The organism is Altererythrobacter sp. C41 (assembly GCF_016803135.1).
Classification (GTDB): Bacteria; Pseudomonadota; Alphaproteobacteria; order Sphingomonadales; family Sphingomonadaceae; genus Pelagerythrobacter.
Genome location: NZ_JAEVFE010000001.1, coordinates 261,451 through 283,689, shown reverse-complemented (window position 1 = coordinate 283,689; position 22,239 = coordinate 261,451). Strand labels below are relative to the sequence as shown.

At 65.4% G+C, this 22,239-nt stretch carries 22 protein-coding genes and 1 tRNA gene; 17 read left to right on the top strand and 6 right to left on the bottom strand.

Annotated features, from left to right (window positions below):
- The first annotated feature begins 1 nt into the window (after window position 1).
- The 7 genes from JNO53_RS01290 (at window position 2) to JNO53_RS01260 (ending at window position 6,042) form a co-directional block, all read left to right on the top strand.
- Entirely contained in the window at window positions 2–403 is a 402-nt protein-coding gene (locus JNO53_RS01290; RefSeq protein WP_203107007.1) for a hypothetical protein, read from the top strand.
- Window positions 404–406: 3 nt separating this feature from the next.
- Entirely contained in the window at window positions 407–814 is a 408-nt protein-coding gene (locus tag JNO53_RS01285) for an acyl-CoA thioesterase (protein WP_203107006.1), read from the top strand.
- Window positions 807–2,216, top strand: a complete 1,410-nt coding sequence (lpdA, locus tag JNO53_RS01280) for a dihydrolipoyl dehydrogenase (RefSeq protein WP_203107005.1) — start codon at window positions 807–809, stop codon at window positions 2,214–2,216. The genes JNO53_RS01285 and lpdA overlap by 8 nt, the downstream gene beginning before the upstream one ends.
- A 56-nt stretch (window positions 2,217–2,272) precedes the next feature.
- On the top strand, window positions 2,273–4,135 hold the full coding sequence (locus JNO53_RS01275) for a monovalent cation:proton antiporter-2 (CPA2) family protein (protein WP_203107004.1): 1,863 nt from the start codon (window positions 2,273–2,275) through the stop codon (window positions 4,133–4,135).
- 4 nt (window positions 4,136–4,139) lie between these two features.
- Window positions 4,140–5,066, top strand: a complete 927-nt coding sequence (locus JNO53_RS01270; RefSeq protein ID WP_203107003.1) for an aminotransferase class IV — start codon at window positions 4,140–4,142, stop codon at window positions 5,064–5,066.
- Window positions 5,063–5,791: an HAD family hydrolase gene (locus JNO53_RS01265; RefSeq protein ID WP_203107002.1), complete on the top strand. Its 729-nt coding sequence runs from the start codon at window positions 5,063–5,065 to the stop codon at window positions 5,789–5,791. The genes JNO53_RS01270 and JNO53_RS01265 overlap by 4 nt, the downstream gene beginning before the upstream one ends.
- An 89-nt stretch (window positions 5,792–5,880) precedes the next feature.
- Window positions 5,881–6,042 (top strand): hypothetical protein, encoded by a 162-nt coding sequence (locus JNO53_RS01260; protein WP_203107001.1) that lies wholly within the window; start codon window positions 5,881–5,883, stop codon window positions 6,040–6,042.
- 41 nt (window positions 6,043–6,083) lie between these two features.
- On the opposite strand, the gene JNO53_RS01255 is transcribed toward JNO53_RS01260, so the two are convergent.
- From JNO53_RS01255 to JNO53_RS01245, 3 genes are all read right to left on the bottom strand, one after another.
- Complete coding sequence (locus tag JNO53_RS01255) at window positions 6,084–6,344, bottom strand: hypothetical protein (protein ID WP_203107000.1); 261 nt, start codon at window positions 6,342–6,344, stop codon at window positions 6,084–6,086.
- A gap of 106 nt (window positions 6,345–6,450) precedes the next feature.
- Entirely contained in the window at window positions 6,451–9,531 is a 3,081-nt protein-coding gene (locus tag JNO53_RS01250) for a TonB-dependent receptor plug domain-containing protein (RefSeq protein ID WP_203106999.1), read from the bottom strand.
- Window positions 9,532–9,752: 221 nt separating this feature from the next.
- Window positions 9,753–9,842: transfer RNA gene (locus JNO53_RS01245), tRNA-Ser, on the bottom strand.
- Window positions 9,843–9,966: 124 nt separating this feature from the next.
- Here JNO53_RS01245 and JNO53_RS01240 point away from each other — a divergent pair.
- The 10 genes from JNO53_RS01240 (at window position 9,967) to mazG (ending at window position 18,829) form a co-directional block, all read left to right on the top strand.
- A complete protein-coding gene (locus tag JNO53_RS01240) occupies window positions 9,967–10,989 on the top strand; it encodes a lytic murein transglycosylase (protein ID WP_203106998.1) in 1,023 nt (340 codons plus the stop codon).
- The gene (locus JNO53_RS01235) at window positions 10,973–11,950 is read left to right on the top strand and encodes an SPOR domain-containing protein (RefSeq protein WP_203106997.1); all 978 of its coding nucleotides are present in this window, start codon (window positions 10,973–10,975) and stop codon (window positions 11,948–11,950) included. Before JNO53_RS01240 ends, JNO53_RS01235 begins: the two co-directional genes overlap by 17 nt.
- Window positions 11,951–11,983: 33 nt before the next feature.
- Window positions 11,984–13,144 carry a D-alanyl-D-alanine carboxypeptidase family protein gene (locus JNO53_RS01230; RefSeq protein WP_238401530.1) on the top strand — a complete coding sequence of 387 codons (1,161 nt, stop codon included), beginning with the start codon at window positions 11,984–11,986 and terminating at the stop codon, window positions 13,142–13,144.
- A complete protein-coding gene (gene tmk, locus JNO53_RS01225) occupies window positions 13,141–13,779 on the top strand; it encodes a dTMP kinase (protein WP_203106996.1) in 639 nt (212 codons plus the stop codon). The genes JNO53_RS01230 and tmk overlap by 4 nt, the downstream gene beginning before the upstream one ends.
- Window positions 13,779–14,741 carry a DNA polymerase III subunit gene (locus tag JNO53_RS01220; RefSeq protein ID WP_203106995.1) on the top strand — a complete coding sequence of 321 codons (963 nt, stop codon included), beginning with the start codon at window positions 13,779–13,781 and terminating at the stop codon, window positions 14,739–14,741. The genes tmk and JNO53_RS01220 overlap by 1 nt, the downstream gene beginning before the upstream one ends.
- Complete coding sequence (gene metG, locus JNO53_RS01215) at window positions 14,734–16,293, top strand: methionine--tRNA ligase (RefSeq protein WP_203106994.1); 1,560 nt, start codon at window positions 14,734–14,736, stop codon at window positions 16,291–16,293. Before JNO53_RS01220 ends, metG begins: the two co-directional genes overlap by 8 nt.
- Entirely contained in the window at window positions 16,293–17,069 is a 777-nt protein-coding gene (locus JNO53_RS01210; RefSeq protein ID WP_203106993.1) for a TatD family hydrolase, read from the top strand. Before metG ends, JNO53_RS01210 begins: the two co-directional genes overlap by 1 nt.
- Window positions 17,066–17,833 carry an MBL fold metallo-hydrolase gene (locus JNO53_RS01205; RefSeq protein ID WP_203106992.1) on the top strand — a complete coding sequence of 256 codons (768 nt, stop codon included), beginning with the start codon at window positions 17,066–17,068 and terminating at the stop codon, window positions 17,831–17,833. The genes JNO53_RS01210 and JNO53_RS01205 overlap by 4 nt, the downstream gene beginning before the upstream one ends.
- Window positions 17,830–18,006: a hypothetical protein gene (locus JNO53_RS01200; protein ID WP_203106991.1), complete on the top strand. Its 177-nt coding sequence runs from the start codon at window positions 17,830–17,832 to the stop codon at window positions 18,004–18,006. Before JNO53_RS01205 ends, JNO53_RS01200 begins: the two co-directional genes overlap by 4 nt.
- Before the next feature lie 64 nt (window positions 18,007–18,070).
- Window positions 18,071–18,829 carry a nucleoside triphosphate pyrophosphohydrolase gene (gene mazG / locus JNO53_RS01195; protein WP_203106990.1) on the top strand — a complete coding sequence of 253 codons (759 nt, stop codon included), beginning with the start codon at window positions 18,071–18,073 and terminating at the stop codon, window positions 18,827–18,829.
- Here mazG and hflX read toward each other — a convergent pair.
- From hflX to ntrX, 3 genes are all read right to left on the bottom strand, one after another.
- Entirely contained in the window at window positions 18,826–20,091 is a 1,266-nt protein-coding gene (gene hflX, locus JNO53_RS01190) for a GTPase HflX (protein WP_338015270.1), read from the bottom strand. The two genes, mazG and hflX, sit on opposite strands and share 4 nt — an antisense overlap.
- A gap of 53 nt (window positions 20,092–20,144) precedes the next feature.
- Window positions 20,145–20,699, bottom strand: coding sequence for an RNA chaperone Hfq (hfq, locus tag JNO53_RS01185; protein ID WP_203106989.1), 555 nt, complete (start codon window positions 20,697–20,699; stop codon window positions 20,145–20,147).
- A gap of 146 nt (window positions 20,700–20,845) precedes the next feature.
- A complete protein-coding gene (ntrX, locus tag JNO53_RS01180) occupies window positions 20,846–22,231 on the bottom strand; it encodes a nitrogen assimilation response regulator NtrX (protein WP_203106987.1) in 1,386 nt (461 codons plus the stop codon).
- Window positions 22,232–22,239: the final 8 nt, after the last annotated feature.

The following is a 22,239-nucleotide window of genomic DNA, read 5'->3' as shown; positions in this document are numbered from 1 at the left end:
CATGATCCCGGTGTTCCTCCTCGCGGTGCTCGCCAGTCAGGTGGGGCCGCCGGCTCCCGAGGCGGTCGTGCACGAGGAAGGCCGCGCCCCCATGGTCGGACTCGCGGGTCCGGGCGAGGATGCGTGCCTGGGCATCGGGCGCATCGCGGGCGGCGAGCCGGAGCAGACCGTTCACGAGGGGCCCGGCGAAGACACTCGGGTAAAGGACGACCTGCCCAGCGATACGATCGTCTGGCTTTGCGAAGCCGCGGACGAGTGGCAGGGCATCGTTTTCGCCGACGCGGAGTTCCAGGAGCTCGGCGATTGCCGCGTGAGCAGGCCCGTTGCCGAACCTGTCGCCTACGAAGGCCCTTGCGGCTGGGGATGGGTCAAGGCGTCGAGCATCGAACTGCTGGCGGGCTGACGAATGGACCACCGCACCGAGCCGATGATCCGCGTCACCGCCATGCCGGCGGATACCAACCCTTATGGCGGCGTGTTCGGAGGATGGCTGATGAGTCAGATGGCGCTCGCCGCCGGAGCGCTCGCGAGCCGGGTAGGACAGGGCAAGGCGGTCGTCGTCTCCGCCTCCGATTTCGCGTTTCCGGGCGCGATGGCGGTCGGCGACGAACTCTCGGTCTACTGCGATATCGCCGCGACCGGCCGCACGTCGCTGACCATCACCGCCGACGCGATCGCCCGCGAACGCAATGGCGAGACGACCGTGAAGGTCGCGGCCGGAACCTTCAAATTCGTGCTGCTCGATGAGAGCGATCGTCCACGGGCGGTCGGCGAGGCGGCGACATCACTCCCCAAGGAAATGAGTAATGGCTGACAAATACGACGTTATCGTGCTCGGTTCGGGCCCCGGCGGTTATGTGGCGGCGATCCGCTGCGCGCAGCTCGGGCTGAAGACCGCGATCGTCGAGCGCGAGAACCTGGGCGGCATCTGCCTCAACTGGGGCTGCATCCCGACCAAGGCGCTGCTGCGCTCGGCCGAGATCTTCCATTACATGCAGCATGCGCAGGATTACGGTCTCAAAGCCAAGGAGATAGAGGCCGATCTCGAAGCGGTGGTGAAGCGCAGCCGGGGCGTCGCCAAGCAGCTCAACCAGGGCGTCACGCACCTGATGAAGAAGAACAAGATCGCCGTTCATATGGGCGAGGGGACCATGACCGGCCCAACCTCCATGACCGTCAAGGGCGAGAAAGGTGAAGAGAAGCTGGAAGCGAAGCACGTGATCGTCGCGACCGGCGCGCGGGCGCGGGATCTGCCGTTCGCGAAGGCCGACGGGAAACGCGTGTGGACCTACCGACACGCGATGACCCCGCCCGAGATGCCGAAGAAACTTCTGGTCATCGGCAGCGGCGCGATCGGGATCGAATTCGCGAGTTTCTACAACGATATGGGTGCCGAAGTTACGGTCGTTGAGATGCTCGACCGGATCGTGCCGGTGGAGGACAAGGACGTCTCCACTTTCCTCGAGAAGTCGCTCACCAAGCAAGGCATGACGATCATGACCGGGGCGGGCGTGGAAGACCTGAAAGTCGGCCCGAGCGGGGTGAAGGCGAAGATCAAGGCAAAAGACGGCAAGGTCTCCGAAAGCGAGTTCAGCCACGTGATCGTTGCGATCGGGATTCAGCCCAATACGGAGAACGTCGGCCTGGAGAAGCTCGCCGAGATGGACCGCGGCTTCATCCAGATCGATCCCTACGGTCGCACGAAGAGCAAGGGCCTGTGGGCGATCGGCGACTGCACGCCCGGTCCGTGGCTGGCGCACAAGGCCAGCCACGAAGGCGTCACCGCGGCCGAGGCGATCGCGCGGGAGCTGGGCAACAAGGACGTCCACCCGCATCCGCTCGACCGCAACAATATCCCGGGCTGCACCTACTGCCATCCGCAGATCGCCAGCGTCGGCATGACCGAGGCGAGGGCGAAGGAAGCCGGCCACGAGGTGAAGGTGGGCAACTTCCCCTTCATCGGCAACGGCAAGGCGATCGCGCTCGGCGAGGCCGAAGGCTTCATCAAGACCGTGTTCGACGCGAAGACCGGCGAGCTGCTCGGCGCACACATGATCGGAGCCGAGGTGACCGAGCTGATTCAAGGCTATGCCGTCGGCAAGACGCTGGAAACCACCGAAGCCGAGTTGATGCAGACGGTCTTCCCGCATCCGACTCTTTCGGAGATGATGCACGAGAGCGTGCTCGGCGCCTACGGACGCGCGCTACACATCTGACCGGCGCCTGCGGGCACTAAGCGGCCCCGACGGGGACCGCGGCGAGGGAGAACGAGATGACCGAGTTCCTGATCCTCGCCTTCGTGATCATGATGGCGGGCGTGGTCGCCGTGCCGCTTGCCACCCGGTTCGGGCTCGGCTCCGTGCTCGGTTATCTGCTCGCCGGAATGGCGATCTCGCCACTGCTCGGCGCTCTGCGGGTCGACGTCGATGCGCTCCAGGCCTTTGCCGAATTCGGCGTCGTCATGATGCTGTTCATCGTCGGGCTGGAGCTCGAGCCGAAGAAGCTGTGGGAAATGCGCCGGCGCCTGATCGGGCTGGGCGGCGGGCAGGTGCTGCTGACGACCCTGGCGCTCGCAGCGGCGATGATGCTCGCGGGCGAGGCGTGGCGCACCGCGCTCGCGATCGGCATGATACTCGCGCTCTCCTCCACCGCGATCGTGGTGCAAACTCTCACCGAGAAAGGCCTGCTGAAAAGCGAGGGCGGGGAAGGAAGCTTCTCGGTCCTGCTGTTTCAGGACGTCGCGGTCATCCCGATGCTCGCCATTCTGCCGTTCCTCGCCTTGCCCGAGCTGGCCTCGGCAGGCTCTGCCGTCGCGAGCGCTGCGCACGGCCACGGCAGCGGCTTCAACCTGACCGAGGGCATGCCGGTCTGGCTCTCCGGCCTGACGACGCTGGCCGCGGTCGGAGCGGTCGTGTTCATCGGCACCTATCTCACCCGGCCGGTCTTCCGCTTCATCGCTGCGGCGCACTTGCGCGAGCTGTTCACCGCCACGGCGCTCGTCTTCGTGATCGGCATCGCGCTGCTGATGACGATCGTCGGCCTCTCACCGGCTCTCGGCACATTCCTCGCCGGGGTGGTCCTTGCGAACAGCGAATACCGGCACGAACTCGAAAGCGACATCGAACCCTTCAAGGGCCTGCTGCTCGGCCTGTTCTTCATTACCGTCGGCGCGGGAGTCGACTTCGCACTGGCGATGGAGAACTGGGGCACGGTGCTCTTCTGGGCGGCGGTCGTGATCGGGGTGAAGGCCGCGGTCCTTGCGCTGATCGCGCGCATCGCCGGGATCCGGCGCCAGGCCTCGTGGCTCTTCTCCCTCAGCCTCGCCCAGGCGGGCGAGTTCGCCTTCGTGTTGATCGGCTTCGCGGTGGCCAATTTCGTGCTGGATGGCGAAACGGCCGACCTGCTGCTGCTGATCGTGGCCCTCACCATGCTCGCCACGCCGTTGCTGTTCATCGCCTACGACCGCCTGATCGAGGCCGCCTATTGCCGCGGCGAGGAGCGCGAGGCCGATCCGATCGAGGAGGAGAACCCGATCATCATCGCGGGACGCGGTCGGGTCGGCGGGATCGTCGACCGCATGCTCGATATTGCCGGTTACCGCGCGACCGTGATCGACTACGATTCGACGCACCTTGAGCATCTCAAGAAGTTCGGGGTGAAAAGCTATTTCGGCGACGCGACGCGGCCCGACCTGCTGGCATCCGCCGGGATCGCGCGCGCGAAGCTGCTGATCGTGGCGCTCGACGAGCGGGAGCAGATCGACAAGCTCGTCCAGTACGCGATCACGAACTTCCCGCAGATCCACGTCGTCGCCCGCGCGATCGATCGCGATCACGTCTACCACCTGTGGGCGATGGGTTGCCGCGACGTGATTCGCGAGACTTACGACGCGGCGATCCGCATGGGTCGCTCCGCCTACGAGGCGCTGGGCGCCGACCCGCAGGGCGCCCGCGCGATGGCGGACGCATTCGAGGAAATGGACCGCACTTCGATGCGCGCGGTGGCTGATCTCTACCGGCTCGACATTCCGGCCTACGAGAACGAGCCGCTGCTCGCGAAGATCAGGGAACTGCGCGCCGAGTGGGATCCCAAGCTGCGCGAGATGATGGACGACATCGTCCAGAGAGGGCACTGAGCGAATGACGCAGGGCACGCACCACTACGTTCCGGATACGCGGAACGAGACCATTCTGATCGACGTGAACGGCGAGCATTTCCCGCGGGCCGAAGCCAGGGTCAGCGTGTTCGACAGCGGCTTCATGCTCGGCGACGGCGTGTGGGAGGGGATCCGGCTTCATGGCGGCCGCCTGGCCTTTCTCGACCGGCACCTCGATCGCCTGTGGCGCGGCGCCAAGGCGATCCACATGGACATCGACGTCACCCGCGAGGAGTTCGAGCGGCGGCTCTACGCGGTACTCGATGCCAACGGCATGACGGACGATGGCGTGCACATCCGCCTGATGGTCACGCGCGGCGTGCGCTCCACCCCCTATCAGGACCCGCGCGTGGTGGTGACGCCGGCAACCATCGTCATCATTCCCGAATGGAAGGAGCCGGCGCCCGAAACCGCGACACGGATGCTTCGGCTGTTCACGGTCCACGTGCGCCGCGGCTATCCCGACGTGCAGGACCCGATGCTCAATTCGCATTCGAAGCTGAACTGCATCACCGCCTGCATCCAGGCCGCGCAGGCCGGGGCGGACGAGGGGCTCATGCTCGACCCTCACGGCTTCGTCGCGACCTGCAATTCGACGCACTTCTTCATTGCTCGGGACGGCGAGATCTGGACGTCGACGGGCGACTACTGCCTCGACGGGATCACCCGCGGCCTGGTGATCGAAGTAGCCCGGGAAGCCGGCATCCCGGTGTTCGAGCGCAACTTCTCGCTGACCCATGTCTACGGCGCGGACGAGGCGTTCACCACCGGCACCTTCGCCGGCGTGGCGCCGGTCGGCTCGGTCGACGGGCGGGTGCTCGGTGCCGAGCGGGGCCCGATAGTCGAGCGGCTCCAGCAGCTCTATCTGGAACGTCTTGCGCGGGATGTCGCCGGGAGGGCGCGGCCATGACGATCCGCATCGCCATGTGGTCCGGCCCGCGCAACATCTCGACCGCGATGATGCGCAGCTTCTCCTCGCGGGCGGATTGCGCCGTTTCGGACGAGCCGTTCTACGGCGCGTTCCTCAAGGCGACGGGAGAGCCGCATCCCATGGCGGAGGAAACGATCGTTTCGATGGATTGCGATTGGCGCTCGGTGCTGGCGGCCCAGTCAGGCGATGCTCCCGGCGGTGACCCGATCTGGTATCAGAAGCACATGCCGCACCACATGGTCGGCCCGGTCGGGATCGCCGCCATGCCGGATCATCGGCATGCCTTCCTGATCCGTGCGCCGGAACGCGTGGTCGCAAGCTACCGCGCGAAGAACGAACTGCGCCGACCCGAGATGCTCGGCTTCGAACAGCTGCGCCGCTATTTCGAATATGAAGCCGAGCGGACAGGGGGCATCCCCCCGGTGGTGGACTCGGACGACATCCTCGCCGACCCGCCGGGCGTGCTGGAGAAGCTATGCCGTGCGCTGGGCATCGACTGGGATCCGGCGATGCTTCGGTGGGAGAGGGGGCCGCACCCGGCGGACGGCGTGTGGGGCGCTCACTGGTACGACAGGGTCAATGATTCCACCGGCTTCGGCCGCCCGCCCGGTCCCGCGCCAATGCTGGACAACGTGTATCGCGAAGTGGCGGACGCGTGCCGCGCGGACTACGAGGCGCTCCGGCGCCACGCGATAACCGTCTGACAGCGGTTCGGCGAAAAATCGGGGCGCTCCGCCGACGAGGTCGTTACCACTCGAAGTCCCACGCGTTTCTCCATCGAAGGAGAGGCACGATGGAATACGAAATCGACGACGACCCCCAAGACCATGAAGGCGACCGCTGCGAGGCGAACCGAAGAGGCGGCGTCCGCGAAGATCACCTCCTGCGCACGCGCCGACAACACGACGCCAGCACCGCCGCTAATCGCCGGCACGCGAACGCTAATGCCGGGTGATACGAAATAGGCGCAAGATGTCGCCCGCGGCGGCCTAGCGGTCAGAGGTTCTCATTTACCAGCGAGCGCGAGCGTTCCATGGCCCGGGTGCGATCGAGGTCGGCCTTGCCCTGTTCCTCGAGTGCCTTCCATTCCGCCTTGGTGAGGCAGATGCGCCGCGACATGATCGATCCGGTCGCCACTTCCCGCTTGCAGATTACTTTTTCCTCGTCCGGCTTGGCAGCCGGCGGTTCGTCGGAATCCAAGGCGAAAGCAGCAGCTGGAATTGCAACCAGCAACACCGCGAGGCTGATCTTGATCACGCGGACTATTCCTTCACCCGTATCGTGCGCAGTTCTCCTGCGCAGATGATGAAAAAAATGGGCGGCTTTCGAAGAAAGCCGCCCAAGCTCGTTATACCGTCTTTGTTTAGAAGTCGACCTTCGCGCCGAGGCGGAAGTAGCGACCCATGATATTCGGGCCAGCCCATGCCGGGTTGAAGCCGAACAGGGCATAAGCGGCGTCCGGATCGAACGGCGGCTCGGTGTCGAGCAGGTTGAGCACGTTCGCGTAGATCGTGAACCTGTCGCCTACCTTCTGCGACACCGTCAGGTCGAGATTCCAGATGTCCTCGGTCTTACAATTGACCGGAGTGCCATCGATGTAGGCGTGCGTCGACGTTCCGTTCTCGGCGTTGAAGGCGCAATCGCCCTTGATGCCGCCGAAGTCGATCGACGCCGTATCGTAGCCCTTGGTGTAGTAGGCCGTCAGACTGACTGCAGTATCGCCGAACTCCAGCGTGTTCTGCCACGTCGCGCGCCACTTGGGCGAACCCGAGCAGGACGTGATGTTGCAGGGGCTGAGCGTGCCGTCATAACGCAGCACTTCGCCGTCGTCGGTCTTCAGTTCGTACTTCAGCATGTACGAAGCATCGAAGTCCGTCCGCCAGGTCACCGCATCTCCGATGGGCAAGCTCGCACGGGCACCGAAATCGATGCCGCTAACCGTCTGCTGGTTCTCGTTGGTGAACGACGACTGGATGAAGCCGATCAGAGGCAGCGCGTTCGGGAACGCCGGGTCGGGCTGCCCCGGGATCACGGTGATGCCCGGAATGTCCACCACGCCGTTGTTGGCATAGTAGGCAGCTTCAGCCGCGCTGGTGTCGGTCACGCCGACGATCAGGTCCTTGACCTCGATGTGCCAGAAATCGACCGTCAGGCTGACGTTGCGGATCGGCTCGTAAACGACGCCGGCGGTGAACGCCGTCGACTTTTCGGGATCCAGTTCCGGATTGCCAACCTGCGTAAGGCCCAGCGAGTAGTTGCCGGTCGCGTAAGCGTTATCACCATGCGCCGCACAGAAAGCCGCGAAGGTCTCGCAATTGACCGTACGGGTCACATAGCCCGTGGTCGGGAGGCCGAAGCTCTCGTTGAAGCTCGGAATGCGGAAACCCTTCGAGAAGGTGCCGCGCAGGGCGAGCTGCGGGATGGGAGTGAACTTGACACCAACCTTCGGCGAGAAGTTCGACTGGCCCGTCGAATAATCGTCGTAGCGGCCCGAGACGTTGACCTCGAACTGCTCGACGATCGGCGCGCCCACTTCGAAGAACGCCGACTTCACGTTACGGCTGCCCGAGGTACCCACCGAGTTGATGCTGTAATAGCGATCATACTGGTTGCCCAGCGTACCCGGATTGCCGCTCGGCGCGTCGATCGACTCGTCACGGTAGGACAGGCCGACCGCTGCCTGCAACGGGCCGCCCGGAAGCTCGAACAGATCCTTGGCGAGGGTGCCCTGGACCTGCCACAGTTCCGACACCGACGTCGTGACCTGACGCGGGCCGATGTAGTCCCAGATATCCTCCGGCGTGGCTTCCAGATCGTTGAAGTTGATCTGGCCGCGCGCGACGGCATCCATGATCCGCTGCGGGATATAGTAATTGTCCTGCCCACGCTTCAGGCGCACTTCGGACCCGGTGAAGCTGGCCGAATAGCGCCAGTCGTCGCCGAAGGTGCCATCGATGCCAAGCACGCCGCGCAGCGAGCGCGAACTCGTATCGACGGTGCGGGGACGGGTCGAGCGAACGAACGCCTGCGCTGTGCGGCCGTCGGCAGCATAGGGGTTGTAGGGGTTGAGGACGCCGTTGGTGGCGTCGCAGCCGGTGCCCGTGCCGGTCGGCGTGCCGACGCCGGTGTTGCAGACGTATACCGGCAGCATCACGTTGTAGGCGGCCACCCCGTTGTTCGGCGGAGTCGGCGTGCCGTTGAAGCCCAGCGGCGTGAACGACGCATGAGTCTTGGTGTTGTAATAGTTGGCAATCGCATAGATCTGCGCACGATCGCCAACATTGGCAGTGAAGCGTGCCGTCAGACCCCTACGTTCGATTTCCGGCTGCAACATGATGTAGTCGCCGTGGAAATCGACCTCGCACACGCCGGCCAGCGGGGCGGTACCCGAACCGGCGGTGTTCTGATGCATATTGTAGTTGAGGCAGCCGGCCGCCGGGTTCAGGAACTCGAACCGGCCTGCGCCCGTCATCGGGTTCGGCGGGCTATCGTCGTCGTCGTCCGGGTCCAGCGGTGCATCGTCGACCGGACGGACGAGCGTCACGCCTGGAATGCTGATGAGGCCGTTGAAGCTTCCGTCTTCCGGAGTGTAGCCGTTCCAGTTGAGGTTCGGCAGACAGCTGCCGCTGGCACCGCACACCCCGGTCCAATCCTGCGTATTGAAGGGATAGCCGCGGTCGCGGGCCCAGAGCGCATCCTGCTTCTGGTATTCGCCGCTTACGTAGAAGTTGAAGCCTTGTTCGGCGAGATCGCCATAACCCCAGGTGGCGTCGATGCGCTGCTCGCCGGCATCGCCGCGCTGCGAAACGCCGACCGAGCCGCCCAAGTGGAGACCCTGGATCTCCTTCTTGGTGATGACGTTGATGACGCCCGCGATCGCGTCGGCGCCATAAGTCGACGAGGCGCCATCACGCAGCACCTCGATGCGCTCCACGACGGCGTTGGGAATCGTGTTGAGGTCGACGAAGTTGCGCTGACCATCATCCGCAAGCGGGTAGGGTGCCATGCGCAGGCCGTCGGAAATCGACAGGGTCGCCTGCACCGTGAGGCCGCGCAGTGCCGGAGCGTTCGCACCCGACGCGAAGTTGAAACCGGTATTCCAGCCCTGGGTAATCGTACCGGCACCGTTGGCCGACAGGCGCTGCACCGCCTCCGCCACGGTGTTGATGCCGCGCTCTTCCAGGGTTTCCGCACTGAGCACGGTGACCGGCGACGGCGCTTCGGTATCGGTACGACGGAGAATCGAGCCCGTAACCACGATGACGTTGTCATCCTGATCGTAGGCCGCGCAGTTCGGATCGTTGGGATCGGCGCACGCGTCATCCGGCACAAGGGTCGGATCGGGCTCATCCTGCGCCATGGCAGGCGAGGCGAATGCCGCGAACGACAGCGCCGCTACTCCTGCGCCTGCGAACAGACGCCCTTTGATTGCAAAAGATCTCATGCTTTTCGCTCCCCCAAGAAAAGGCCGCTAACCGGCTCAAGAGCAAAATCACGCCCTCACGCGCAAAATTTGCATACCTTCGCATGCGACACGACCGGTGCTCTCGCAAATAAAATTGCGCAGAGACCCTATTCTTCCGGGAAAGTGTCGCAAAAATGCAACGAAAGCGAGCCTTCCGGCGCCACGGTTGGCGTCGGAATAACGCATGTGGGGACCGATGATGGCGGACAGGGTGGGATTCGAACCCACGGTGGGCGTTAACCCACGGCGGTTTTCAAGACCGCTGCCTTAAACCACTCGGCCACCTGTCCGCTGTTTGTGCGCGCTAGCGACTGCGCGCGCGGTTGTCATCATCCGCGCGTCGGTTGGGCTCTGCCGCCAACATAAACATCGAAAATCATTTGCGGTTAAACTGAGCTCTGCCACAACGTCCGCATGATCAAGCGCGCTCTCCTGACCCTCGCCCTCTCCGCCGCCATGTTTACACCTGCAGTCCCGGTCGCGGCGCAGGACATGCCGTTCGATACTTATCTCCAGCAGCTCGCCGCACGGGCGCGGGCCGAAGGGGTGAGCGAGGCAACCATCGTGCGCATGACTCAGGGCCTCCAGCCCAATCACCGCGTGATCGAGCTCGACCGCGGACAGCCGGGATCGTCTTCGAGCGGCAGCGGGTTCCCGCCGCTGTCGTCCTATATCGAGAGGCATGTCGATGCCGCGCGGATCAATGGCGGCAGGCGCGCCTATTCGTCGTCGCTCGGCACGATCCGTGCGATCGAGCGGGAATACGGTGTGCCGGGCGAAGTCCTGGTCGCGATCTGGGGCCATGAAACGGCCTACGGCGCGGTCACCGGGAGCTTCGATCTGGCCCAGGCGCTCGCAACGCTCGCCTGGGAAGGGCGCCGGAGGGAGCTGTTCGCCGGCGAGTTCGTCGACCTGCTCAAGGTCGCCGACAAGGGGTATCCGCGCTCGCAGCTCAAGGGGAGCTGGGCCGGCGCATTCGGCAATCCGCAGTTCCTGCCGAGCGTCTATCTACGCCTGGCGACCGACGGCGACGGCGACGGGCGGGCGAACATCTTCAGCAATAGCGCCGACACGCTGGCGTCGATCGCAAACTATTTCCGCGATGCAGGTTGGCGGGCCGGGCAGCCCTGGGGGGTGCGCGCCTCGGTGCCGAGCGGGTTCAACTGGTCCGCGGTGCGTAGCAAGGTCGTCTCGCCGGTGTGTCCGCGGGTGCACGAGCGGCACAGCCAGTGGCGGACCGTGGGCGAGTGGCGCGCGCTTGGCGTGCAGCCGCAGCGCCCTCTGAACGACAGCGTGATGGCCTCGCTGTTTCAGCCCGATGGGCCGGGGGCACCAGCGTGGCTCTTAACGGCAAATTATAGGGTTATCCTCGAATACAACTGCTCGAACTACTACGCGATGAGTGTGGGATTGCTTGCAGATGAGATTGCCCGATGACTTGTTTCGTGGAGCCGCCGCGCTCGCACTGAGCGTCGCCCTGGCCGGGTGCGGGCTGACCGGTGGAGGCGATCGTCCCGCTGCCGAGGCGGGATCTCCGCTCGCGGCGCAGGTGACCGGACCGGCGGCCGATTATCCGATGGTGCTGGGGGATCCGTTCACCGTCGACGGCATCGAGTACGTCCCCACCGATGTGATGAACTACGACGAGGTCGGCTATCTGGCCGCTGACGATGGCGGCGCAGGGGTGACGGCCGCACACAAGACGCTTCCGCTGCCGAGCTACGTCGAGGTGACTTCGCTCGAAACCGGACGGACCATTCTCGCACGGGTCGAGCGGCGGGGTCCGATATCGACCAAGCAACTGGTGGCGCTGTCGCCCGACGCGCTTGTGCAGCTCGGCGCAGGCGCGGGAGCACCCGTGCGTGTGCGCCGGGTCAATCCACCTGAGGTGCAGCGCGCCGAGCTTCGCGCCGACCGAAGGGCACCGCTGCGCATGGACACGCCGGAAACCCTGCTCGGGGTGTTGCGGCGCAGCTTGCCAAAGGAGGGATCGGCCAGCCTGGCGGACGGTCGCAGGCCGCCGGTTCCTTCGGGCGTTCAGACGGCGGGTTTGCCAACCGCAGCGCCGCCCCTTGCACGCCCCGAACCGACCCCCAGCGCACCGCCTGCATCGTCGAGACAGCCGGCGGCTGCGGCATATGCTCTCGAACCTCTCGACGGCACGGCTCCTGCGCAATCGGAAGCGCCCGCCGGTGCCTTCGTGGTTCAGGCCGCCGCCTTCTCGAACAAAGAAAACGCCGATCGGGCGGCCGACGCGCTGGGCGGGTTCGTCTCGAAGGCCGGGCGCTTCTACCGAGTCCGCACGGGCCCTTACGCGACCCGTGGACAGGCCGAAGCCGCGCTCGCCAAGGTACGCGCCGCCGGTTATAGCGACGCGAGAGTGTCCACAGCAGGTTGATCCGCCGGCTCCCCGCCGGCGGCGGGAGCGCAATTGACCGGTCTTCTTCGATATTTCGCCGTGCTTCCCGCGCTGGCGCTTGCCAGTGCGGCCGGAAGCGCCGATCCCGAGCCCGGTGCGGTGCAGCCGTTCCCCGGCGCGCCGATCGCGCTGCTCGCCGACCTCTCCTCCGGGCAGGTGCTGTTTTCGCGCGAGGCCGACCGGCGCTTCATGCCCGCCTCCATCACCAAGGTGATGACCGCGTTCCTCGCCTTCGAGCTGATGGACGATGGCGAACTGTCGCCCGGCCAGTCGTACATGATGAGCGAAAACGCCTACCGCGAGTGGCACGGTAAGGGATCGCGCATGTTCCTGGACAGGAGCGCGCCGGTCACGGTCGAGACGCTCTTGCTGGGGATCACGAGCGTTTCCGCCAACGACGCAGCGGTGGTGCTGGCGGAAGGCGCGGCAGGTTCGGTCGACAACTGGGTCGCGATGATGAACGCCAAGGCGCGGGAAATCGGGATGACCGACAGCCACTTCGGCACGCCCAACGGCTGGATGGACGAAGGGCGGACGTTCACGACCGCCACCGACCTGGCCATCCTCGCCCGCGAGATGATCGTCCGGCACCCTGACCTCTATCGATTCTATTTCGGGCGCGAGGGTATGACCTACCGTGGGATCGCTCAGGCGAACCACGACCCTATCACCGGCCGGGTCGAGGGCGCCGACGGGATCAAGACCGGCTTCACCAACCAGGCCGGCTACGGCTTCCTCGGCAGCGCAGAACGCGACGGCCGGCGGCTGGTCATGGTCGCGGCAACCGCGCCCACCCCGCGCGACCGCAACGAGGCTTCGATCGCGATGATGGAATGGGGCTTCGAGGCGTTCGATACGCGCAAGCTCTATGCGCGCGGCGGTTACGTGGGTGAAGCGCAGGTGCAGGAGGGCGCGCGCAGCACGGTGCCGCTGGTCGCGGCAGGGCCGATCCACGCGACGTTTCCGGACGGAGCCAGGGTCACGCCGAGCCTGACGATCCGCTACGACGGTCCGCTCGAAGCGCCGCTGGAAGAAGGCGCGCACGTTGCCGACCTCGAAATCGCGATCGAAGGCGCACCGCCCTCGCGGGTGCCGCTGCTGACGGGCGAGGCCGTCCCGCAGGCGAACGCCTGGCAACGGCTGGTGAACGGTGTGGTGGGCGTGTTTCGATGACCCGCGGCCGCTTCATCGCGTTCGAAGGGGGCGAGGGGACGGGCAAGTCCACCCAGGCGAAGATGCTCGCCGAAGCGCTCGCCGCGCGCGGCATTGGCGTCGAACTGACCCGCGAGCCGGGCGGCACGCCGGGCGCCGAAGCCATTCGCGGGCTCCTGCTGCAACCGCCGGGGGAGGGGTGGGGCGCCCCTGCCGAGGCGCTGCTGTTTGCGGCAGCGCGCGCGGATCACGTGGCGCGCCGCATTCGCCCGGCTCTCGAAAACGGCCAATGGGTCGTGTGCGACCGTTTCGTTGATTCGAGCAGGGCCTATCAGGGTAGCGCCGGCGGACTGGGCGACGATGCCGTGCGTGTGCTGCACGACATCGGCAGTGGCGGGCTGCGGCCGGACCTTGCCGTCTTGATCGACGTCGCCCCCGACATCGCGGCCGAGCGGCTCGCCGCACGCGATGCGGGGCGGTCCGATGCGATCGGCGGCCGCGACGCCGGCTATCACGCGCAAGTGGCGGAGGCCTTCCGAGGTTTCGCGGCCGCCGCCCCCTCGGCTTTCGCCGTCGTCGACGGAACAGGAACGCCCGAGCAGGTTCACGCCCGCGTTCTCGAGGTGATCGAGCCGCTTCTGCGGGAGGCGGCGTGATGACGATGCTTGGGCACGACGAACCCTGGCGGCAATGGCGCGACGCCCTGCAAGGGGAGCGCATGCACCACGCATGGCTCCTCGCGGGCCGGCGCGGGCTCGGCAAGATGCGCTTCGCAGAGGCGGCCGCGCGCGAGCTGTGCGCCGAGCCGGGTGTTCCTCAGCCGCAGGGCCCTCACCCGGACGTCCACGTTCTCACCCATTTGCCGAAGGACGAGAAGGAGGAACGCAAGCGCGAGGAAGGCAGGCCCTACGAGGTCAAACGCAACATCGCCGTCGCGCAGATTCGCGCGATGCAGCAACGACTGACCACCCGGCCGACGCTGGGCTCAAGGCGCGCCGTCATCATCGACCCGGCGGACGACCTCGAGAAGAGCGCGTCGAACGCGCTGCTCAAGAGCCTCGAGGAGCCTCCCGCGGGCACCTTCTTCCTGCTTGTCGCGCACCGGCCTGCGAAGCTCCTGCCGACGATCCGCTCGCGCTGCCGCGTGCTGCGGTTCCCTTCGCTCGGCGAGGCGGAACTGACCGCCTGGCTTGCCGCCGAAACGCCCGATGCGGATGCGCGAACGCGCGAGGCGGCCGTGCGCGCCGCGAGCGGCTCCCCCGGCGCGGCGCTCGAGTTCGTGGAACGCGATCTTGCGCCGCTCGACAGGTTGATGACGGAGATCGTCCGCCAAGGCGACCAGAGCTTCGAACTGCGCGGGCAACTGGCGGAGGCGATCGGTGCGCGTCCGGACCGCGAGCGGATGACCGCGATCCTCGATCTCGCCCGCTCGGTGCTCGCCGGCCAGATGACGGGGGAGGGCCGGCGCGAATGGTCGAATCTCGTGGACGCCCATGCCGCGCTCGTCCGCCTCGCGGGAGAAGCGCCGACCTACAATTTCGATCCGGGCCTGCTGGTAATGGAGATCGGCACCTTGCTCGCCTCCGCCGCGCCCGCTAGCGAGCGCGCCGATGCCTGACCCTTTCTATATCACCACCGCAATCAACTATCCGAACGGCCGGCCGCACATCGGCCACGCGTACGAGGCGGTCGCGGCTGACGTCGTCGCCCGCTTCCAGCGAGCCATGGGGCGCGAAGTGCGCTTCCAGACCGGCACCGACGAGCACGGCCTCAAGATGGCGCGCAAGGCAGCCGAACAGGGCAGGACCGCGCGCGAACTGGCCGACGAAATGGCGGGCTACTTCAAGGTGATGGCCGACGCCCTTAACGTCTCGTATGACCGCTTCATACGCACCGTGGAGGAGGACCACCACCGCGCCAGCCAGGCCATCTGGCGGGCAATGGAGGCGAATGGCGACCTTTACCTCGACCGATACGAAGGCTGGTACTCGGTTCGCGACGAGGCCTACTACGACGAAAAGGAACTGGTCGAAGGCGAGGGCGGAGACAAGCTTTCGCCGCAGGGCACGCCGGTCGAATGGACCGTCGAGGAAAGCTGGTTCTTCCGCCTGTCCAGGTATCAGGAGCCGCTGCTGGAGCTCCTGCGCACGCCGGGGTTCGTCGAACCGGAGAGCCGCCGTAACGAGATGATCGCCTTCGTTTCCGGCGGCCTGAAGGACTTGTCCGTCAGCCGGACGAGCTTCGACTGGGGCGTGCCGGTTCCGGGCAGCGACGGGCACGTTATGTATGTCTGGGTCGACGCTCTGACCAACTACATCACCGGTCTCGGCTATCCCGACGACACCGAACTCTGGCGCAAGTTCTGGCCGGCCGATCTGCACCTGATCGGCAAGGACATCGTCCGCTTCCATACGGTCTACTGGCCTGCTTTCCTGATGAGCGCAGGCCTGCCGCTGCCGAAGAAGGTGTTCGGTCACGGCTTCCTGCTCAACCGCGGCCAGAAGGAATCCAAATCGGTCGGCAACGTGACCGATCCGCTCGAACTGGCGGAACGCTTCGGGGTCGATCCGCTGCGCTATTTCTTCCTGCGCGAGATCGCCTTCGGGCAGGACGGCAGCTACTCGCCCGAAGCGATCGTGACCCGCGCCAATGCGGAGCTCGCGAACAGCTTCGGCAATCTTGCGCAGCGGACGTTATCCATGATTCACAAGAACATGGATGGAAAACTTGCCACGTGCGAGCCGGACGCGGCGGACCTGTCGCTGTTAGCGGCCGTGCGCACCGCCTGCGCCGGGGATCTGCCGCGTGAGTTCGAACGGCTCAACTTCTCGGTTGGTCTGGAGGCCTGGATGCGGGCGGTGTTCGCCTGCAACCAGTATGTCGACGAGCAGGCGCCCTGGACGCTGCGCAAGACCGATCCCGCGCGGATGGTGGCAGTGCTGATGACGCTCTTCCGCTGCGTGCACGATCTGGCGATCGCGGTGCGGCCGGTCGTGCCCGGCGCGGCCGACGCCTTGCTCGACCAGATGGGCGTCGCCCGGGACGCACGCGACTACGCCGCGATCGGGAACGACACCTGGTTCGAAGCGCTCGTTGATGGCGGGTTCGCTCTCGACAAACCGGTCGGCGTGTTTCCGCGTCTCGAGTTGCCGGAGAGCGAGACGGCCTGATGCTGATCGACAGCCACTGTCACCTCGAATACGAAGGACTGGCGGAGAACCAGCCCGACGTGCTCGCTCGTGCCCGAGCGGCCGGGGTAGGGGGCTTTCTCAACATCTCGACCCGCCGCAGCGAATGGGACAGGGTGGTCGGCACCGCGGAACGCGAGAGCGACGTCTGGGCGAGCGTCGGCATCCATCCGCACGAAGCCGATGCACATGAAGACCTCGGCGCCGCGGAACTGCTCGCCGCAACCGAAAATCCGCGTGTGATCGGCATCGGGGAAACCGGGCTCGACTACTACTACGACAAGTCGGACCGCGGCGTGCAGCAGGCGCTGTTCCGCACACACATCGGCGTCGCGCGGGAAACCGGTCTGCCGGTAATCATCCATACGCGCGATGCGGAGGACGATACCGCCGCAATCCTTGCCGAGGAAATGGAGAAGGGCGCTTTCCCGGCGCTGATCCACTGCTTTACCGCTTCGGCCGAGTTCGGGCGCAAGGTTCTGGATCTGGGCCTCACGATCTCCCTGTCAGGCATAGTGACCTTCAAGAACGCGTCGGAACTTCAGGAAATTGCAGCCGGATTGCCGGCCGAACGGATGCTGGTCGAGACCGACAGTCCATTTCTCGCGCCCGTGCCGCATCGCGGCAAGAAGTGCGAGCCGGCGTTCGTGCGCAACACGGCCCAGTTCATTGCGGATCTGCGCGGAGAACCGTTGGAACAGCTTGCCGAGACCACCACGCGCAACTTCTACCGCCTCTTTTCGAAGGCGAACGCGTGAAGTGCATCCTGCTCGGCTCGGGTACGTCCACCGGCGTTCCGCGGATCGGTGACGACTGGGGCGATTGCGATCCAGATGAGCCCAGGAACCGGCGTACGCGCGTGTCGATCCTCCTCGAGAGCGATGAGGGGCGGCGGATCCTGGTCGACACCTCTACCGACCTGCGCCAACAGCTCCTGACAAACGGGATCGACGCGATCGATGCCGTGTTCTGGACGCATGATCATGCCGACCATTGCCACGGCATCGACGATCTGCGGGTGCTCCGCTACGGGCGCGGCGGACCGATCCCCGGTTATGCCGCTTCCACGACGGCCGATCGTTTGCGGCGGCGGTTCGACTACGTCTTTGCCGGACAGCACGGCTATCCCACAATCGTCTCGCTCGAAGCGCTCGATCGTCTGCGACTGTGCGCGGGCTTTTCGATCGAGTGGTGCCAGATGCCCCACGGTCCGGCGCAATCGACCGGCTTTCGCTTCGAGATCGACGGGAAATCCGTGGCTTACGCGACTGATTTCAGTGAAGTTCGTGACGAAATGGTCGAGACCTTTTCCGATGTCGACCTGCTCGTGACCGATTGCCTGCGCCGCGAGCCGCATCCGACACACGCGCATCTTGCCATGGCGCTCGATCTCGCGGAGCGCTGCAAGGCCCGGCGAACCGTGCTCACCCATCTCGACAAGAGCATGGATTACCGGACGTTGTCAGACGAAGTGCCGAAAGATGTCCTGGTGGGCTACGACGGCATGGAAGTCGTGCTGTGACCGACTTCGATGCGCTCCAGATGGTTTCGCTGATCGGATGGCTGGCGGTGGCTGTCGCAGCATACGCATCGTTCCGGTTCGACTGGAAGAAGAGCGCCCGCATGGCGCTCGTGTGGATCGCGATCTTCGTGGGCGTCGCATTCCTGTTTTCGCTGATCGGCGGATCTCGCTGATGGCGGATGGGGCGTCTGACCTCACCGCTCTTTTACTTTACATAATATATATTATCGTTCCAGTATGACCAAGCAACTGACCCGCCTTCTCGGCATCATGGCCACTCTCCGCGATCCAGAGCGCGGCTGCGAATGGGACCGCGCACAGCGCTTCGAAACCATCGTGCCGCACACGATCGAGGAAGCCTACGAAGTCGCCGACGCAGTTGCACGCGGCGACATGCGCGATATTCGTGAAGAACTCGGCGATCTGCTGTTCCAGGTCGTATTCCAGGCCCGCATCGCCGAGGAAGCCGGTCATTTCGATTTCGACGACGTCGCGCGGTCCATTGCGGAGAAGCTCGAGGCGCGCCATCCGCACATCTTCGGTGACGCGGACATGCCGGGCGGCATGCGCGAGGAACGCTGGGAAGCGCTCAAGGCGCAGGAACGGGCGGCCAAAGGTGCGGAGAGCGCACTCGATGGCGTCGCGGCGGCGCTTCCGGCACTCATGCGCGCCGAGAAGCTCCAGAAGCGAGCCGCGCGCGCCGGCTTCGACTGGCCCGATCCGGAAGGTCCCCGGGCCAAAGTCGTCGAGGAGATGGCCGAACTCGCCGAGGCTGCCCCTGATGACCGCGCCGCCGAGGCGGGCGACTTGCTGTTCGCGGCGGTCAATCTCGTACGCGCCTATGGCATCCCGGCGGAAGAAGCCCTGCGCGGCGCCAACGACAAATTCGAGCGCCGCTTCCGGGCGATGGAAGCTCTGGCGGACGGCGCCTTCCCCGATCTCCCGCTCGACGAGCAGGAAGCGCTCTGGCAGCAGGTCAAACGAACGGAGCGCTAGCGAAGGCTGGCAAAGCGCCCGAATTCCTTCGGCGTCAGGCGCACCTGGAGGCGATGGATGGGACCGTCCTCGCCTTCTTCGGCGCGGTCGCCAAGCACCTGCCCATGCGCGTGGAGCCAGGCGATCTTCTGCCCCTCGCCCGCAGGCAGGACGATCTCGTGCACTTTCGCGCCAGCGGTGAGCAGCGCGTCGAGGCGCGCGAGCAACGCTTCCAGCCCCTCCCCCGTTTCAGCGGAGATCGGGACGATATCCGGCTCGCCTTCCGCGACCGCGAGCAACTCTGCCAGCGGTTCGGCCGGCAGCAAATCGATCTTGTTCCAGGCCTCCACGATAGGGATGGTGCTCTCGCCCCCCTCCCCTTCGATAATGCCGAGATCGGCGAGCACTTGGAGGACTTGCGTCTTCTGTGCACCGGCCGAAGCGTTGGCCATGTCGCGCACATGCACGATCACGTCGGCACCCGTGACTTCCTCCAGAGTAGCGCGGAAAGCTGCGACGAGCTGGGTTGGCAGATCGGAGATGAAGCCGACGGTATCGGACAGAATCGCTTTCTCCACACCCGGCAGGCGGATCGCGCGCATGGTAGGATCGAGAGTGGCGAAGAGAAGATCTTCCGCCATGACAGTTTCGCCTGTGAGGCGGTTGAAAAGTGTTGATTTTCCCGCGTTCGTATAGCCCACCAGGGCAATTACCGGCCACGGCGCCCTGCCCCGTCTTTCACGATGCAATGTGCGCGTCTTGCGCACCTGCTCAAGCTCCTTGCGCAGCCGTCCCATGCGCTGCCGGATCATTCGCCGGTCAGCCTCGATCTGCGTCTCGCCCGGGCCCCCTAGGAACCCGAAACCGCCGCGCTGGCGCTCCAGGTGCGTCCACGAGCGCACGAGACGACTCTGCTGGTAATCGAGGTGTGCGAGTTCGACCTGCAGGCGCCCTTCGGCAGTCGCCGCACGCTCGCCGAATATCTCGAGGATCAGACCGGTCCGGTCGATCACCTTGCGCTTCAGCGCTTCTTCCAGATTGCGCTGCTGGATCGGCGACAGCGCGCCGTCGACGACGACCAGTTCCGCCTCGTTCTGCTCACAGGCGACCGCGATATTCTCGACCTGCCCCGCCCCGAAGAGCGTGCCAGGCCGCACCTGGCGCACGGGCAGGACGAAGGCCTCGGCGACCACGATCCCGATCGCGAGCGCGAGCCCGCTTGCCTCGGCAAGGCGCGCCTCGGCATCGAGATCGTGATGCTGCCCGCGTATGTCGGGGCACACGACAAGGGCCCGCGCACCGCGGGACACCTCACCGAGAAGGTTGTCGTCGAAGCTCAGTCGTCCTCGCCTTCCCAATCGTCGCTCAGATCGACCGGCGTTGCAGGCTGGATCGTCGAGATCGCGTGCTTGTAGGCAAGCTGCACGTAACCTTCGCGCTCCAGCAGCATGCAGAACAGATCATAGGCGGCGATCGCGCCTTGCAGCATGACGCCGTTGACGAGGAACATCGTCACCTGCGCTTCCGCATCGCGCACGCGCGAAAGGAACACGTCCTGCAGGAGGCGCTGCTTCTTGCTCGAATCCTGGCTCGCGAACTGCGAGGCATCCATCGGCTGCGCCGGCATAATGGTGGAGATCGCGTGCTTGTAGACGAGCTGCGACTGCCCGTCGCGGCGCAGCAGGATCGAGAAGTTGTCGAACCAGGTGACGATACCCTGCAGCTTGACGCCCTTCACCAGGAACATCGTCACGGGCGTCTTGTTCTTGCGCAGAATATTGAGAAACGCGTCCTGAAGATTCGCCTGACGCGTCTGCTGCTTCGCTTCTTCGGCAGGCTTCGGATCAGGTTTGGGCTTGGGGCGCGCGGAAAGCGTCTTTCCGGTAGACATGGATGCTTCCTTCTTCTTGGCGGCCGCCCTTGCGGTCCGCATTCTGGCCGCAGCCCGAAGACTGCCGCCGCATAGGTAACCGATTATGCCGCGTTTGGTGCCCGCGGGCAAACCGTTATTGCGTCTGACCGGATTCGCGAGACTGCTCAGATCTTCCGGTCGGTTGCGTGCCGCTCGCCCATGCCAAGGAGCTTGAGCTTGCGGTGCAATGCCGAGCGCTCCATCCCGATGAAGCTCGCGGTCTTCGAGATGTTGCCCGAGAAACGCCGGATCTGAATGCTCAGATACTCGCGCTCGAACGTCTCGCGCGCCTCGCGCAGGGGAACACCCATGAGCGTGGAAAGCCCGTTCGCGCCGCCCAGTTTGCCGCCGGTGACTTCGCTCGGAAGCATCTCGGCCTCGATCACTTCCAGATTCTCGCGCGGGGAGAGGATCACGGTCCGCTCGACCACGTTTCTCAACTGGCGGACGTTGCCTGGCCAGTCGTAGGCCTGCAGCGCGGCCATCGCCTCCTCCGAGATGTCCGGCGCCGGCACGCCCTGTTCGGCGGCGTAGCGCGCGAAGAAGTGCTGCGCGAGCGCGGGGATGTCGTCGCGGCGCTCGGCGAGCGAGGGAATTGCGACGGGCACCACGTTGAGGCGGTAGAAGAGATCTTCCCGGAAGCGCTTGTCTTCCATCTCCTCCGTCAGATCGCGCGAGGTCGAGGAGACGACCCGCACGTCGACGCCAATCTGGCGGTTCCCGCCCACACGAACGAAGGATTGTTCAGTGAGCACGCGGAGAATCCGTGCCTGGGTCGAAAGCGGCATGTCCGCCACTTCGTCGAGATAGAGCGTCCCGCCGTCAGCGAGTTCGAGCAGGCCGGGCCGAACGAGCTGACCGTCGGCTTCTTCCCCGAACAGCTCCTGCTCGAACCTTTCCGGCGTAATCCGCGCCGAATTGACGATGACGAACGCGGAATCGGCCCGCCCGCTCCAGCTATGCAGGAGCCGCGCGGCCACTTCCTTCCCCGCCCCTGCCGGGCCGCTGATGAGCACGCGGCTGCCGGTGTTGGCGACCCGCTTCAGCGTGGCGCGGACCTGATTGATAGCGGGGGAATTGCCGGTGAACTCTTCCCCTTGCGAGAAGCCTTGCCGCAGACGGGTGTTTTCCCGCCGCAGCCGCTCGGTTTCGGTCGCGCGGCCGACGAGATGGAGCAGGCGTTCGGCTTCGAAGGGCTTCTCGATGAAGTCCATCGCCCCGCGGCCGACGGCCGAGACCGCCGTGTCGATGTTGCCATGACCGGAGAAGATGATCACCGGCAGCTCGGGCTCACGCTTCTTGATCTCGTCGAGTACTTCGAGCCCGTCCATCGGGCTGCCGTGGAGCCATACGTCGAGCAGCACCAGGCTCGGGCGGCGCTCGTCGATTGCGGCGAGCGCCCCGTTGCTGTCGCCCGCCGTCCGGCATTCGTAGCCCTCGTCGCAAAGGACGCCGGAGACGAGCTCGCGAATATCGCGTTCATCGTCGACGACGAGGATGTCTAGGGCCATCGGGCGAA